The organism is Kaistella montana (genome assembly GCF_024436175.1).
Classification (GTDB): domain Bacteria; phylum Bacteroidota; class Bacteroidia; order Flavobacteriales; family Weeksellaceae; genus Kaistella; species Kaistella montana.
The window spans coordinates 634,442-649,689 of sequence record NZ_JANFQP010000002.1 but is presented as its reverse complement, the minus strand read 5'-3'; the positions used below and the strand labels follow the sequence as shown (position 1 = coordinate 649,689).

The window sequence follows — 15,248 nt, the reverse complement described above, 5'->3', positions numbered from 1 at the left end:
ATTTTATTTATTTTAATTTTTTTGATAAGGTTTTTACATAAACCTTTATTATTCTTTAATTTTCAATTAGCTCATTGGCAATTTTATAGTAAAAGTACTTCCCTTTCCTTTCTGAGAATCTACTATAATCTGGCCTTTGTGCAGTTCTACGATCTTTTTCACGTAAGAAAGTCCCAAACCTTGTCCTTTTACATTATGAATATTTCCTGTTTCTTCACGGAAGAATTTTTCAAAAATTCGGGTTCGGTTGTCGGTTTCCATTCCCATTCCTTTATCAGAAATTTCTACAACGTACCAATTTCCTTCATTTCTGGTTCTCACTTTAATTTCTGGCGTTTCTGGCGAATATTTATTGGCATTATCCAGCAAATTCACCAATGCGTTGGAAATATGAAACTCATCAATTTTAAATTTATACCGATCCGTATTGAATTCTTGAGTTAATGTTCCGTTTCGTTGAGCCACAATTAATCCGAAAGATTCGGTAATTTCTTTAATTAAAGCCCTTACATCGGTTTCTTTCAAGAAAAGTTTCACTTCATTTCTTTCCAATTTCGACATGTTGAGAACATTTTCCACCTGCTTTTTCATCCGAAGATTTTCCTGTTTGATCAGGCCGGAATAATATTTCACTTTTTCAGGATTGGTGGCAATTTTATAATTCGCCAAAGAATCTGTTGCTACCGAAATCGTTGCCAAAGGCGTTTTGAACTCATGCGACATATTATTGATGAAATCGGTTTTCACTTCCGCAATTTTCTTTTGCCTCATCATATAATTAATGGAAATGATATAAATCCCTAAAATCGTAAGCAATGACATGAAAGTCCCCAACAGCATCGGCAAATTATTCTTTGCCAACGAGTAGTCTTTCCTCGGAAAAACCACTGCCAAAGTGTATAACGTTCGATCTTTACTATCGGTAAATAAAGGATAAGTGTAACCATTGGTATCTTTTTGGTCGGAATAAATTACGTTCGCCACCTTAGTCACTTTATTTTTTTTGTCCATTACAGCGAAACCGAATTTTGTGTTTAAACCATTCAATTTCAATTCATTAGACAAAACAGAATCCAGAGTTGCAACATCTACCCTTTTCTCAATCGGAAGGCTTGAAGCGCTGAGTTTAGCAAATTCTTTCAACGCATAAGTGTTATTGTTGATATCCTTACTAAGTTGCTCGGTAAGCGGTTCCGAAGAATTGGCATCTTTTTTTATTTTCAAAATTCCTTCGTCGGTGTATAATTTGGTGAGTTTTAAACTATCACCTTTCTGAGAAATCGGGAAATTCTGGTTCTCTACAATACTTTTCTGAAACGTAATGGTTTGTCTGTTCGCAGAATCAGAATTTTGTTGAATATATGTTTGCGTTGGTTGATTACTACTGTCCACAACATTTTTAGCAAAGTTTTTATAATCCTGGTTCAAGTATTTTTCAACTTCTAATTGCTGGGTTTTAAGTGCAGAAGTTTCGAGTGCAGAATATACTTTGTTCGAAAAATCTTGGTTAAGCGCGGAATACAGCTCTTTTATCCAATATAATTGTAGCGTGACGAAAACAATCATTGAAATCGTCATCAATACTGAAATAAATGGAATAAACTTATTGTTCATTATGAAATTTTAATTTGAATTGTTAAAATTAATGATTTTAAGATTAATATAACACAAAAAAGTCAAAAATATTACAGCAAGTTTCTTAAAATTCTTTTTTTTAACATTTTTTTAGTAAAACAAGCCAATAATTATTTTGGAAACCAGCGACATATCAAATAAAGAATTAAATTTGTTAAAACTACATTTATGAAATCTAATATTGTTTTTAATAAAGATTTTGAAGCGGCAACCGTTTTCGTGATGGCGACCTACAAAAGTACACCCGCTCTCGTTTGGGATTATTTCACAAAACAAGAATTGCTCGATCAATGGTGGGCTCCAAACCCGTGGCGTTGCGAAACTTCAAATCTCGATTTTCGTGAATGCGGACAATGGAATTACGCAATGGTTGGTCCCGACAACGAGCGGCATCGCGCCGGAGTAATTTACGAGGAAATCAATGCTCCGAGAAGCATTTCATGGACTGATTTTTTCGCAGATGAAAACGGAAATCCAACTTTAGAAATCCCTTCTGTAAACTGGCTGATTGGTTTTACGGGCATTGAAGAAGGCACAAAACTCACCATCAATATCCATTTTAACTCCGAAAATGACATGAAAATGATTCTTGATATGGGTTTTGAAGAAGGTTTTAAAATGGGTTTAAACCAGCTTGCAGAGCTTATCAATGAAAAAGATCGGCCATAAAACCGACCTTTTTGCTATTTGAATAATTCTTCGTCGATAAAATACTGAATGATTGCTTTTTTCATCAAAATTTGCTGTTCATTCGGTTTTAATTCTGGGAGATTTTCCACTTCTTCAAAATGTGGATAACCATCGTCATCGTAATGCGAAAAACGATAATATCCGAATGGTTCCAAAAGTCTACAAACAGCGATGTGAAGGAGATTTACCTTATCATCTTTGGTATATTTCTGTTGCCCGCTTCCGAGTTCCTGCACGCCAATTAAAAACAAAATAGTGTCAATTTGCGGATGTTTATCAGTATCGAAATTTTCAACAAAAAACTGTTCTACTTCTTCCCAAAGTTGGTTTTCAGATTTATTTTCCATCAATTTTATTTTCTAATTTTAATAAAAAGGCATACTCCAATGCATCTTCCTTTAAAGATTCAAATCTACCTGAAGCTCCGCCGTGACCGGCACTCATATCGGTTTTGAATACTAAAATATTCGAATCCGTTTTCAGTTCACGGAGTTTTGCGGTCCATTTTGCAGGTTCCCAATATTGCACTTGCGAATCGTGTAATCCGGTAGTAATCAACATGTTTGGATAGTTTTTAGCTTCCACATTATCATACGGCGAATACGATTTCATGTAATCGTAATATTTTTTTGTTTTAGGATTTCCCCATTCGTCAAACTCACCCGTTGTCAAAGGAATCGTTTCATCAAGCATTGTTGTAACCACGTCCACAAAAGGAACTTGCGCCACAATTCCATTGAAAAGCTCCGGCTCATAATTGATCACCGCGCCCATCAAAAGTCCGCCCGCGCTTCCGCCCATTGCGTAAAGATGTTTTTCTGAAGTATAATTTTCTGAAATTAAATGTTTCCCAGCATCGATAAAATCGAAAAAAGTGTTCTTTTTGGTAAGCATTTTTCCATCTTCATACCATTCTCTTCCCAAATATTCACCACCACGGATGTGTGCAATTGCATATATAAATCCCCGATCAAGAATCGATAACCTTACATTCGAAAAACTCGCATCAACCGTGTGTCCGTAACTTCCGTAACCATACAAAAGCAATGGTGTTTCCGCTGATTTCGGTGTGTCTTTATGATAAACTAAAGAAATCGGAATCTGATTTTTTCCATCTCGTGAAGGTGCCCAAATTCTTTCGGAAATATAATTTTCGGCTATAAATTTTCCACCTAGAACCACTTGTTCTTTCAAGATTTTGGTGGTTTTTTCCTTCATATCATATTCTAAAGTGGAATTCGGTTTCGTGAGCGAAGTGTAACCAAATCTCAATTTCTGAGTGTTGAATTCTAAATTCAAACCAATATAAGCAGTATATGTTGGATCAGAAAACTCAAGATAATGAGAGTTTCCAGTATGATTTTCAATGATTTTGATGTGAAGCAAACCTTCAGTTCTTTCTTCAAGTACCAAATAATCTTTGAAAATTTCGAAACCTTCGAGCAAAGTTTCTTTCCGATGCGGGATTACTTCAACCCAATTTTCCATTCCGGGTTGGGAAACTTTGGTTTTTACAATTTTGAAATTAGTAGCATCATTTGCATTGGTAATGATATAAAATTCATCTTCGTAATGCTCAACGGAATATTCCAAATCATCAATTCTTGGTTGAATAACCTTCCAATCTGCCGAAACATTATCCGCAGGAATAAATCGCATTTCGTCAGAAATCGTACTAGAACTTGAAATGAAAATATATTCTAACGATTTGGTTTTAAAAACATTGACGTCGAAGGTTTCATCTTTTTCATGAAAAATCAAAACATCATCTTCCGAATTTGTTCCTAATTGATGCCTAAAAACCTGATAAGCGCGCAAACTATCGTCTTTTCTTATGTAGAAAACATGCTGGTTATCATTGGCCCAAACCGCTTTTCCGGTCGTATTGAAAATTTGATCCTGAAAAACTTCTCCAGTTTCAAGATTTTTGAAATTAATGGTATAAATTCTTCTTCCGAGATTGTCGGTAGAATAGGAAACCAGCTTGTTATCGGGCGAAACTGCAACGCTTCCTACTTCGAAAAATTTTTCGCCTTCTGCTAAAACGTTTACATCAATCAGAATTTCTTCTTTATTTTCCAAAGTCTGGAATTTTCTGCTGAAAATGGGATATTCTTTACCTTTTTCGTAACGCACCAAATACCAATATTCATTGAAAAAATAAGGCAAACTTTCGTCGTCTTCTTTGTATCTGGCTTTCATTTCATCGAAAAGCAACTGCTGAAACTCTTCGGTATCTTTCATGACCTGATCGCAGTACGCATTTTCATCTTCGAGGTATTTCAAAACCTCGGGATTTTCTCTTTCGTTCAGCCAGAAATACGGATCAACCCTTCTGTCACCGTGAATCTCGAGAACTTTTTCTATTTTTTTTGCTTTGGGAGCATTCATAATATTGTGAAATTGTGCCGGTTTTTTCATTAAAAAAAGCCGATAAAGTTATGATTTATAAAAAATAAAACCATCTTATTCATAGAAAAAGACGGTTTTATATCTCAACTGAAGATGAATTATTTATTCATGCTTCTTATATATTTTTCAATTGCCATGGTCATCGATGGAGTTTCTTTGCTTGGCGCCATCACATCTACTCTCAGTCCGGCTTCTTTTGCAGCCATTTCTGTAGTATTTCCGAAAACTGCAATTTTGGTGTCTCCTTGTTTGAAATCTTTAAAATTGGATCCTAAAGATCTAATTCCTTGTGGACTAAAGAAAACCAACATGTCGTAATCTTTTATATTGATATCCGTCAAATCACTAGAAACCGTTCTGTACATGGTAGCTTTGGTCCATTCAATTGGTGAAGCTTCCAAAACTTTCAGAATATCAGCGCTTAAAGCTTCAGCAGCAGGTAACAAATATTTTTCTGTTGGAAATTTTTTAAACAAAGGCATCAAATCTGCGAAAGTTTTTTCTCCGAAAGAAATTTTTCTTTTTCTGTAAACAATATGCTTCTGAAGATAGTTCGCAATCGCCTCCGATTGGCAAATATACCTCATAGAATCTGGGACTGTGAAACGCATTTCTTCAGCAAGTCGGAAGTAATTATCCACGGCATTTTTACTAGTAAAAATAATCCCTGTATATTGTGCCAGATCAATTTTTTGTGTTCTAAGTTCCTTTGCATCCACCCCTTCTACATGAATAAAAGGTCTGAAATCTATCTTGATTTTTTCCTTTCTTGCCATCTCTAAATACGGAGACGATTCGTTCGGTGCGGGTTGCGAAACTAATATAGATTTAATTTTCATCATCAAAATAATTAAAAAAACAATACCTTCCAAAGTACCAAAACTGGTATAATTTGGAGGGTGCAAATATACAAAAATTTATAATACCATATTTCGGGCAGTATCCGACTGCTGTGAAAAAGGTAATAGCTTAATTTAAACAGAAAAATAGCAGCAAATCCTATTAAACAGTAGTTAAACATTTCTGTACGATTTACCATATAAAAATTGCCAATCATGCATAAAACCATGATTACCAAAGAAAAACAGAAATAGAATTTGGAAGTAGTAAAATAAAACACTTCCCATTTTTTCACCGATCCTGTTCCGGCAAAAAACAAATAACTTAGGGCATTTTTCAGGAAATAAAATGTACTTATTGCTAAAAGAGAAAAGCCAAATTTATTCAGCTCATAACCACCGATTTGCAGTGCACTAATGCTTTTGGGAACCGCCGGTAAATACGGGGAAACCAAAACCGATAAAGTGAGGCAAAAAACCACACTGATGATAATCCAACTCAGGAAATTGTTGGTAGAATCTGGAAATTTCTGCGTTAGAAATTCCAAAACTCCGGAATCCCGTCGCAACGAAATCAGCATGAATATATAAAGGAAAATGCACCCAAGGATGATCCAAACGACCCAATCGTGATGCTGTGCAATTCTAATCAATTGATTAATTTTTTTTTGCAAAAATAAGAATATAAAAGGAAATAGTTGCTTGGATTTTTCATCAAATAAAATCTCGGTGATTCCTCCATCAGAATTCCTTAAAAAAGATGCAGGAAAAGTTTATCTTTGCAAATTAATTTCACGGATGAAGAAACTCGTCATTATCCCGACTTACAACGAGAAGGAAAATATTGAAAACATAATTTCAGCAGTTTTTGCGCTGGAAGAGGATTTCCACATCCTTATCGTTGACGACTCTTCGCCCGATGGAACAGCAGATATCGTAAGAAATTTACAGAAAATTTACCCGAACACTCTTCATGTCAGCGTTCGGAAAACCAAAGACGGATTGGGAAAAGCTTACATCCATGGTTTCAAATGGGCTTTGCAAAACCATTACGATTATATTTTCGAAATGGATGCCGATTTTTCGCACAATCCGCAAGATCTCAATAAACTTTTTGAAGCGTGTAAAAATGCTGATATGAGTATCGGATCACGCTATTCTAAAGGAGTAAATGTGGTGAATTGGCCGATGGGAAGAGTTCTTTTGTCCTATTTTGCCTCAAAATATGTTCGTGCGATTCTTGGAATTCCAATTCATGATACTACTGCTGGTTTTGTTTGCTTTTCAAGAAAAGTGCTTGAGGAAATCGGTTTGGATGACATTAAATTGAAAGGTTACGGTTTTCAGATCGAGATGAAATTTCGCGCGTTCAAGAAAGGTTTCAGAATTGTGGAAGTGCCAATTATTTTCACTAACCGAGAATTGGGCGAAAGCAAAATGAATGGCGGAATCATCCATGAAGCTGTTTTTGGTGTTTTAAATCTAAAGTGGAAATCAATCATCGGAAAATTATGAAAAATTGGTTTTTTATATTCCTTACATTTTTATTGGCGGGTTGTTCTGAGCTAATCGATCCTCCAAAAAAACTGATCGAGAAAGATAAAATGTCCGAGCTTATGGCTGAATTTGCCATCAATGACCAGATGAGCAATTTCTTCCCGCAAACCAATATCGAAAATTCAACCCGATTTACCCTTAAACAAAAGAATATAACCGCAACTGAGTTTATAGAAAGTTATAAATTTTATACCGCGACAGGAGATATGGAAAAAATTCTCAATAATGCACAAGAAATTATTTTAGAAAAAGATCCTGCTGCAAAAGATTATATTGATAAAAAATTAAAAGAAAACAAAGACGTACCCGCGTTTGCAAGATAATATGATGTCCCCATTTTTCGAAATCAACAATACAACCACCGGAAAAGCAAGAGCCGGAACCATTACTACAGATCACGGAACCATTCAAACGCCAATATTCATGCCTGTTGGAACGGTGGCTTCTGTAAAAACTGTTCATCAAAGAGAACTCAAAGATAACATCAAGGCCCAAATTATTTTAGGAAATACCTATCATCTCAATTTGCGTCCGAAAATGGATATTATGCAAGCTGCAGGTGGTTTACACAAATTCATGAACTGGGATTTGCCGATTCTTACCGATTCCGGTGGTTATCAGGTTTTTTCTTTGTCAAAGTCTAGAAAACTCACCGAAGAAGGTGTGAAATTCAAATCGCACATCGACGGAAGTTTGCATTTCATTTCCCCTGAAAAATCAATGGAAATTCAGCGTCAAATTGGCGCGGATATTTTTATGGCTTTTGATGAATGCACGCCGTATCCTTGCGATTACAATTTAGCCAAAGATTCTATGGAAATGACGCATCGATGGCTGAAAAGATGCATCAAATGGACTGAAGAAAATCCCGAAATCTATGGACACAAACAACGACTTTTCCCAATTGTTCAAGGTTCAACTTATTCGGATTTAAGAAAAATTTCTGCGGAATTTATTTCTGAGCAAAACGCAGCCGGAAACGCAATCGGCGGACTTTCCGTGGGTGAACCAGAAGAGGAAATGTACCGAATTACGGATGAAGTAACCGATATTTTACCCAAAGACAAACCGCGTTATTTGATGGGCGTCGGAACACCTTGGAACATCCTAGAATCCATCGGACTCGGTGTTGATATGATGGATTGTGTAATGCCAACAAGAAACGCAAGAAACGCAATGTTATTCACTTGGGGTGGCATTATGAACATGAAAAACAAAAAATGGGAAAACGATTTTTCTCCTTTGGATGAATTCGGTACAAGTTATGTAGATTCTGAATATTCAAAAGCGTATGTGCGTCATTTGTTTGTGGCGAAAGAATATTTGGCAAAACAAATTGCTTCAGTACACAATTTGGCTTTTTACGTTGATTTAGTAAGAGTTGCCAGAGAACACATCATTGCTGGCGATTTTTACGAATGGAAAAATTCAATAATTCCAACGCTGAAACAAAGACTCTAAATTGACATTGATTTCATGAAAATAATCGATTTATATATCATCAAAAAATACCTCGGAACTTTCGGGTTCATGTTGGGACTATTAACGATTATTATCTTGGTTATCGATGTGCAGGCAAAAGCGCCAAGAATTGAGTCCAATGGTTTTAAAGTTTCGGAATTTCTCGTAAATTTTTATCCGTATTGGATCATCAATTTGATCATTACTTTCATGTCGATTTTGGTATTCATTTCCGTGATTTTTTTCACTTCAAGAATTGCCAATAACACCGAAATTGTTGCAATCATCAGCTCCGGCGCGAGTTTTCACCGATTTGCGAGACCTTATTTAATTACTTCAGGCTTTATTGCGTTTATCGCACTTCTGATCAATCATTTTGTTTTGCCACTTGCGAATATTAAGAAAAATGAACTCGAACCTTACACTTACAGTGCTGTAAACCGCGAACAATTCACCGGAAGTTCCGAAGTTTCAACCCAACTTTCTAAAACCGAATATATCTTTATTAAAAGTTATAATAAAAAAGAAAAACGCGGTTCTGGATTTATTTATCAAAAATTCGATAAGAACAAAAAACTAATCTATCAGCTCAACGCCAATGATTTTTATTGGGATAAAGACAAAAAATACTTTTCGCTGAACAATTATCTCGAAAAGACCATAAATAAAGACGACACCGAAAAACTAGGCAACGGAAATACTTTGAACAAAAGTTTTAATCATCCACCGGAAGAACTTTTCCCTGATGTTTTGTTAGGACAAAATAAAACCACTCCAGATCTCATCAAATTCATCAACCGCGAAAAAGAAAAAGGAAACGCAAACCTAAACAGCTATCTGAATGAGCTTTACCAAAGAACTTCGATGCCGGTTTCCGTCATCATTCTCACCATTTTGGGGCTCAGTTTAGCATCGGAGAAAAAACGTGGTGGTTTAGGCCTCAATCTCGCGCTTGGTATTGCCTTGGCGTTTGTTTTTGTATTCTCTTTCGAGGTTTTAAAAGTAGTTTCTGAGAATAAAACATTGCCTCCGCTTCTCGCGATGTGGCTTCCCGATCTTGTTTTCGGACCGATTGCTTTGTACCTTTATTTCAAAAGAGCGAATCAATAAAGCAATTCGATTTCTTTATGATAGAATTTTTTTAGGCCATCATTTTCTAAATCAACCCAAAGGAATCCCTCTTCATCCACGTTTTTGATGATGCCATTTTGTCGCATTCCATTTTGTGAGAAAACAGAAACTTTATCTTTTTTGAATAATCGCTGATTGATTTCTTTTAAAATATTTTCTTCGGAAACATTTTTAGCTAAATTTTCAACTAAATAACTATAAAGTTTTTCAGTGAAATTATGAAGTTCAAACTTTTTTCCAGTTTGCGTGAACAGTGAACCCGCTTTCGAAAGCTCCTGAAAATCAACTTGTAAAATATTCAAACCGATTCCGATAATGAAATAAGAAATTCCATTAATGTTTTTTTTCTCTATTAAAATTCCTGCAACTTTTTTGTTATTGATAATCAAATCATTCGGCCACTTGATTTCCACAGGTGATTTTGTCATTATGGCAAGAAAATTAGCCAAGACTTCAGCGGTACGGAAATTGATAAATTGATCGCGAATAACAAATCGATCAGCAGATAAAATCATAGAAAAAGCGAGATTCTGATTGACCGATAAGTTCCAATTATTTCCATACTGTCCTCTTCCTTGAGTTTGGTTGAAAGTATAAAGAGCGAGATTTGCAGATTGCTTTAAAGTAAAATGCTTGAGTATTTCGTCATTAGTAGAAGTACATTTTTCAAGGAAAACAAGTGCGCTCATTTATGAAAACTTTAAGAGATAGAAACGGCAAAATTGGCTTTAATTAAATAAAAAAACAATAAATTTGCAGATTATACAAGATTTTTAATGAACAAAATTACAGAAAAACAACTGCTTACCAACAAAATCGTGGAAGCAATACAAGATACAAAAGGTGAAGACATCATGATTTTTGATCTTTCAGGCATCGAAAACTCAGTGGCACAAACCTTTATTATTTGCACAGGAAATTCCAATACTCAAGTTGCAGCAATCTCCGGAAATATTGAAAAAAAGGTAAGAAACGAGCTACAAGACCGACCATGGCATGTGGAAGGAACCGAAAATGCAATGTGGGTTCTTCTCGATTACGTATCGGTTGTCGTACACGTTTTCCAAAGAGAAACCCGTGAATACTACGACATCGAAGAACTTTGGGGCGATGCGAAAATCACCAAAATAGATAATTAATTTAAAGCATTGACGGAATCCTTTTTTCGTCAAAATTTTTATAAAAACAGATATGAATAACAACAAAGGATTTAACTGGTTTTTTCCGATACTGATCGCAGCGGTATTGCTGTTCTTCTTCACCAACATGAATAGTGATTCAAGCACCAATTCACTCGACGAAGAAGGCTTCTATCAAATGCTTCAGCAAGGAAAAATTCAGGATGTAATGATCTACAAAGACACCGAAAAAGCGGATGTCTTCTTAACAAAAGCTGCTAAAACAGAACTTGCCAATAAGCAAGTTGCTAAAGATAAAAGCCCGTTTTCAACATTTGATTTCGCGCCAAAACCCGATTATACTTTGAGTTTTGGGGATTTACAGCTTTTCCTTGAAAAGTTTGATAAAATTAAACAAGAAAACCCGGCTATTGTAACTAAAAAAGATTACGGTGTTGGCAAAAACCCAATGACAGAACTGCTTTTCACAGCTGTTTTCTGGATTGCAATTATGGCGTTGTTCTATTTTGTAATCTTCAGAAAAATGATGGGTGGCGGAGGCGGCGGTCCTGGTGGACAAATATTCTCCATCGGAAAATCCCGCGCAAAACTGTTTGATGAAAAAGAAAAAGTGCAGGTAACATTTAAAGATGTTGCAGGTTTAGAAGGCGCAAAAGAAGAGGTACAAGAAGTAGTAGATTTCCTTAAAAATTCAGAAAAATACACCAAATTAGGAGGTAAAATTCCAAAAGGCGTTCTTTTGGTAGGTCCTCCAGGAACAGGTAAAACTCTTTTGGCAAAAGCCGTTGCGGGTGAAGCAAAAGTTCCTTTCTTTTCACTTTCAGGTTCGGATTTTGTGGAAATGTTTGTAGGAGTTGGAGCTTCTAGAGTTCGTGATCTTTTTGCTCAAGCGAAAGCAAAATCTCCTGCAATTATCTTTATTGATGAGATTGACGCCATTGGTAGAGCAAGAGGAAAAGGGAATTTCACCGGTGGAAACGACGAAAGAGAAAATACACTGAACCAATTACTTACCGAAATGGACGGTTTCGGAACCGATACCAATGTAATCGTGATGGCAGCAACCAACAGAGCTGATATTTTGGATAAAGCTTTAATGAGAGCCGGCCGATTCGATCGTTCAATTTATGTGGATTTGCCTGAACTTCATGAAAGAAAAGAGATTTTCAACGTTCATTTAGCTAAAATTAAACTCGACGAAAATATCGACAGAGAATTTTTAGCAAAACAAACTCCAGGATTTAGCGGTGCTGATATTGCAAATGTTTGTAATGAAGCTGCCCTTATCGCTGCGAGAAACGGTCATGAATCAGTAAATAAACAAGATTTCTTGGACGCTGTTGATAGAATCATCGGTGGACTTGAAAAGAAAAATAAAGCGATAAAACCTTCAGAAAAAAGAAGAGTTGCTTATCACGAAGCTGGTCACGCAACTATTTCTTGGCTTGTGGAACATGCTGCTCCACTTTTGAAAGTTACTATTGTACCAAGAGGTCGCTCGTTAGGAGCTGCGTGGTATTTGCCAGAAGAAAGACAGCTTACGACAACCGAACAGATGTACGATGAACTTTGTGCAACATTGGGCGGAAGAGCTGCGGAACAAACAATTTTTGGAAATATTTCTACTGGAGCGCTTTCTGACTTGGAAAGAGTAACCAAACAAGCTCAAGCAATGGTGACAATCTATGGTTTGAACGACAAAATCGGAAATATCTCTTATTACGACAGTTCTGGTCAGTCTGAATACAGTTTCGGAAAACCTTACTCGGAGCAAACAGCTAAAATGATCGATGAGGAAATCTCTAAAATCATCGAAACTCAATATCAAAGAGCATTGGATATTTTAGCTGCGAACAAAGATAAACTCGACGCTTTAGCCAATAAACTTCTAGAAAAAGAGGTGATCTTTAGAGAAGATTTAGAAGAAATTTTCGGCAAAAGAGCATGGGATCCTGAACTTACGGAACGACCAGTTTCCAACACTCAAGATTCAGAAAATGATTCGCCGGAAACGATATTAGGTCCAGAAACCAATACCCAACTATAAATTACATCCTGATAATTGCAGTAATATGCAAATTATCAGGATTTTTTTTATATTTTTATCGCCTCTAATAAATATTTTCTATTTTTGTAGTAACAATCGCATAATTCAATAGAAATTGAGTCTTTTCAAAAAAATTGTAGGTAAAATATTGAATCAACCTGAAGAAGAAGAAAATCAGGATATGATCAAACTTGGAGATCAGCTGAAAAATGCAGATCTCGACTATAAATTTGCCCAATTATTTACCCATTCCGGAGGTTTTTTTAATTATTGTGCTGATGAAGCTGAAGCGCTTCAAACCCTTAATCATATTCTAAAAATCGAAGATGTCAAATCTGTATTTTGCTGGGATCACGATTTGAAGAATTTCCTTGATGTGGTTAAAGTTCCTTATACAACTGAATTGGAATTATTCAATGACACTGCATTTATCACTTGCGAATATTTAATTGCTTACGATGGCAGAATTATGCTTTCCCATAACAATATTCTCCATTATCATTCTTCGCGACTTCCGCAAAAAATCATCATCATGGCGAATGTTTCACAGATTGTGACGAATTTGAATGATGCGATGAGCAAAATCAAGCGCAACGGAAACATCCGCAACCTTACTTCAATTAGCGGAAGCAATTCAAAATTAGACACTCCAAACAAAGACAATACAAAACTTTTCTTACTTTTGCTCGAAGATTAATTTTTCAACAGAATAAATAATTTCTGAGGAAAATTCTAACACGCTTAATCAAAAAAAATCTTGGATAAAAATCTAGTTCAACGGCTTTTCGGAGGTGCCATTTATGGTTTGCTCGTCATTTTGTGTACAACACCGCTCGGTGCAAATTTGATTAATAAAATCTCACCCAATCTCGTTCGCCAGGAAAATCTTTTCTATGGATTATTGACTTTCTTTGCATTTGTAGGAGCTTGGGAATGCGTAAAAATGATGAAATTCAACCCAAAAAGCTGGGAAAAATGGTTGGTTTTTCCACTTATTTTATTGGTGTTTTATCGTTTTTCAAAACGATTTTTCGAACATGGATTTTATTTTAATTTCAATCTTTCAGAAATCCTTGCACTTTCATTAATTGTAATTGCAGTCATTACCCTTTTTAAATTTCCAAAAGAATTATATTACGACAACGGAAAACTGATTTTCACTGTAATTTATATTTCGCTACCTTTTGGTTTTGCGCTTGGCTTGCCGAAATTCACTTCATACGACGATACTTTTACCTTAGAAGTTTTCTTTCTTTTCGCGCTCATTTGGAGCAGTGATAGTTTCGCATTTTTCGCCGGAAAACTTTTCGGAAAACATAAAATGGCTCCAAAAATTTCTCCTAAAAAAACCTGGGAGGGTTTCGCAGGCGGAGTGATTTTAACTTTAATTCTTTCATTTTTTGTGGAGAAATTTCATCCCGATTTGCGTGGGAATTGGATGGTTGTAGGATTTTTAATTTCTGTTTTTGCACCATTCGGCGATTTAGTTGAAAGCCAACTAAAAAGAACATTTGGCGTGAAAGATTCTGGGAATATCATTCCAGGTCATGGCGGGATTTTAGATCGACTCGATAGTTTTATTATCTGCGCTCCTGTCGTATATTTGTACTTTATTTTAGAAAAATTTATATAAAAAACTTATGAAACTGCATAAAGAATCCACCGGGACCATCGTCGTAGCGAGTATTGTATTCGCTGTACTTGCTTTCCTTTCGGTTTATTTTCTGAAAGAATGGTCGCTTTTGATCATTATTCCATTGTTAATTATTTACGGATTGGTGTTTTGGTTTTTCCGTGTTCCTCAACGTGATATTTTAGACCATAAAGAAAACGTGATCGCTCCAGTTGACGGAAAAGTAGTGATGATCAAAGAAGTGGAAGAAGATGAGTTTATCAAAGGAAAAGCCATACAAATTTCGATTTTTATGTCGCCGTTGAATGTTCACATTTGTCGTTATCCAGTTTCCGGAAAAGTGATTTACAAAAAATATCATCCAGGGAAATATTTGGTAGCTTGGCACGAAAAATCCTCTACCGAGAACGAAAGAACCACTGTTGCAGTTGAAAGTTTGACGAATCATAAAGTTGTTTTCCGTCAAATTGCGGGATATGTGGCGAGAAGAATCGTTTTTTATTGTAATGAAGGGGATTCCGCTAAAGCCGGCCACGAATTCGGTTTTATTAAATTCGGTTCCCGAATGGACGTTTTCTTGCCTTTAGATACTGAAATTACTTGTAAAATCGGCGATAAAACCAAAGGAGGCATCGACGTAATTGCAAAAATGAAAGCTTAAATACAAAAAAGCTTACAAAAAAATTGAGATTAATCTCAATTAA

General features: G+C 35.7%; 16 protein-coding genes. 10 read left to right on the top strand and 6 right to left on the bottom strand.

What is annotated here, in order from left to right; all coding sequences use genetic code 11:
• Positions 1–66 precede the first annotated feature (66 nt).
• Positions 67–1,614, bottom strand: a complete 1,548-nt coding sequence (locus tag NOV28_RS09230) for a sensor histidine kinase (protein ID WP_255930072.1) — start codon at positions 1,612–1,614, stop codon at positions 67–69.
• A 189-nt stretch (positions 1,615–1,803) separates the two neighbouring features.
• On the opposite strand from NOV28_RS09230, the gene NOV28_RS09225 reads away from it, so the two are divergent.
• Complete coding sequence (locus NOV28_RS09225; protein ID WP_255930070.1) at positions 1,804–2,304, top strand: SRPBCC family protein; 501 nt, start codon at positions 1,804–1,806, stop codon at positions 2,302–2,304.
• 14 nt (positions 2,305–2,318) lie between these two features.
• Here NOV28_RS09225 and NOV28_RS09220 read toward each other — a convergent pair whose 3' ends face one another.
• The 4 genes from NOV28_RS09220 to NOV28_RS11270 all read right to left on the bottom strand — a co-directional run bounded on the left by NOV28_RS09220 (position 2,319) and on the right by NOV28_RS11270 (position 6,157).
• Entirely contained in the window at positions 2,319–2,672 is a 354-nt protein-coding gene (locus NOV28_RS09220; protein ID WP_255930068.1) for a hypothetical protein, read from the bottom strand.
• Positions 2,662–4,716 carry a S9 family peptidase gene (locus NOV28_RS09215; RefSeq protein WP_255930066.1) on the bottom strand — a complete coding sequence of 685 codons (2,055 nt, stop codon included), beginning with the start codon at positions 4,714–4,716 and terminating at the stop codon, positions 2,662–2,664. Before NOV28_RS09215 ends, NOV28_RS09220 begins: the two co-directional genes overlap by 11 nt.
• A 119-nt stretch (positions 4,717–4,835) precedes the next feature.
• Entirely contained in the window at positions 4,836–5,576 is a 741-nt protein-coding gene (locus NOV28_RS09210; protein ID WP_255930398.1) for a uroporphyrinogen-III synthase, read from the bottom strand.
• 11 nt (positions 5,577–5,587) lie between these two features.
• Positions 5,588–6,157 carry a DUF4271 domain-containing protein gene (locus NOV28_RS11270; protein ID WP_500793331.1) on the bottom strand — a complete coding sequence of 190 codons (570 nt, stop codon included), beginning with the start codon at positions 6,155–6,157 and terminating at the stop codon, positions 5,588–5,590.
• A 217-nt stretch (positions 6,158–6,374) separates the two neighbouring features.
• On the opposite strand from NOV28_RS11270, the gene NOV28_RS09200 reads away from it, so the two are divergent.
• The 4 genes from NOV28_RS09200 to NOV28_RS09185 are packed head-to-tail and all read left to right on the top strand — an operon-like array spanning position 6,375 to position 9,704.
• Entirely contained in the window at positions 6,375–7,091 is a 717-nt protein-coding gene (locus NOV28_RS09200; RefSeq protein WP_255930396.1) for a polyprenol monophosphomannose synthase, read from the top strand.
• The gene (locus NOV28_RS09195) at positions 7,088–7,456 is read left to right on the top strand and encodes a DUF4296 domain-containing protein (RefSeq protein ID WP_255930062.1); all 369 of its coding nucleotides are present in this window, start codon (positions 7,088–7,090) and stop codon (positions 7,454–7,456) included. The genes NOV28_RS09200 and NOV28_RS09195 overlap by 4 nt, the downstream gene beginning before the upstream one ends.
• Positions 7,457–7,460: 4 nt before the next feature.
• Positions 7,461–8,594: a tRNA guanosine(34) transglycosylase Tgt gene (gene tgt / locus NOV28_RS09190; RefSeq protein WP_380265549.1), complete on the top strand. Its 1,134-nt coding sequence runs from the start codon at positions 7,461–7,463 to the stop codon at positions 8,592–8,594.
• Between the two features lie 15 nt (positions 8,595–8,609).
• Complete coding sequence (locus NOV28_RS09185; protein WP_255930060.1) at positions 8,610–9,704, top strand: LptF/LptG family permease; 1,095 nt, start codon at positions 8,610–8,612, stop codon at positions 9,702–9,704.
• On the opposite strand, the gene NOV28_RS09180 is transcribed toward NOV28_RS09185, so the two are convergent.
• The gene (locus tag NOV28_RS09180) at positions 9,698–10,414 is read right to left on the bottom strand and encodes a biotin--[acetyl-CoA-carboxylase] ligase (protein WP_255930059.1); all 717 of its coding nucleotides are present in this window, start codon (positions 10,412–10,414) and stop codon (positions 9,698–9,700) included. The two genes, NOV28_RS09185 and NOV28_RS09180, sit on opposite strands and share 7 nt — an antisense overlap.
• A gap of 87 nt (positions 10,415–10,501) precedes the next feature.
• On the opposite strand from NOV28_RS09180, the gene rsfS reads away from it, so the two are divergent.
• The 5 genes from rsfS (at position 10,502) to NOV28_RS09155 (ending at position 15,205) form a co-directional block, all read left to right on the top strand.
• Complete coding sequence (rsfS, locus tag NOV28_RS09175; RefSeq protein WP_255930057.1) at positions 10,502–10,864, top strand: ribosome silencing factor; 363 nt, start codon at positions 10,502–10,504, stop codon at positions 10,862–10,864.
• Positions 10,865–10,916: 52 nt separating this feature from the next.
• A complete protein-coding gene (ftsH, locus tag NOV28_RS09170) occupies positions 10,917–12,911 on the top strand; it encodes an ATP-dependent zinc metalloprotease FtsH (RefSeq protein ID WP_255930044.1) in 1,995 nt (664 codons plus the stop codon).
• Positions 12,912–13,026: 115 nt separating this feature from the next.
• The gene (locus NOV28_RS09165) at positions 13,027–13,608 is read left to right on the top strand and encodes an LUD domain-containing protein (RefSeq protein WP_255930033.1); all 582 of its coding nucleotides are present in this window, start codon (positions 13,027–13,029) and stop codon (positions 13,606–13,608) included.
• A 60-nt stretch (positions 13,609–13,668) separates the two neighbouring features.
• The gene (locus NOV28_RS09160; RefSeq protein WP_255930031.1) at positions 13,669–14,544 is read left to right on the top strand and encodes a phosphatidate cytidylyltransferase; all 876 of its coding nucleotides are present in this window, start codon (positions 13,669–13,671) and stop codon (positions 14,542–14,544) included.
• Between the two features lie 7 nt (positions 14,545–14,551).
• A complete protein-coding gene (locus tag NOV28_RS09155; protein ID WP_255930029.1) occupies positions 14,552–15,205 on the top strand; it encodes a phosphatidylserine decarboxylase family protein in 654 nt (217 codons plus the stop codon).
• Positions 15,206–15,248 lie beyond the last annotated feature (43 nt).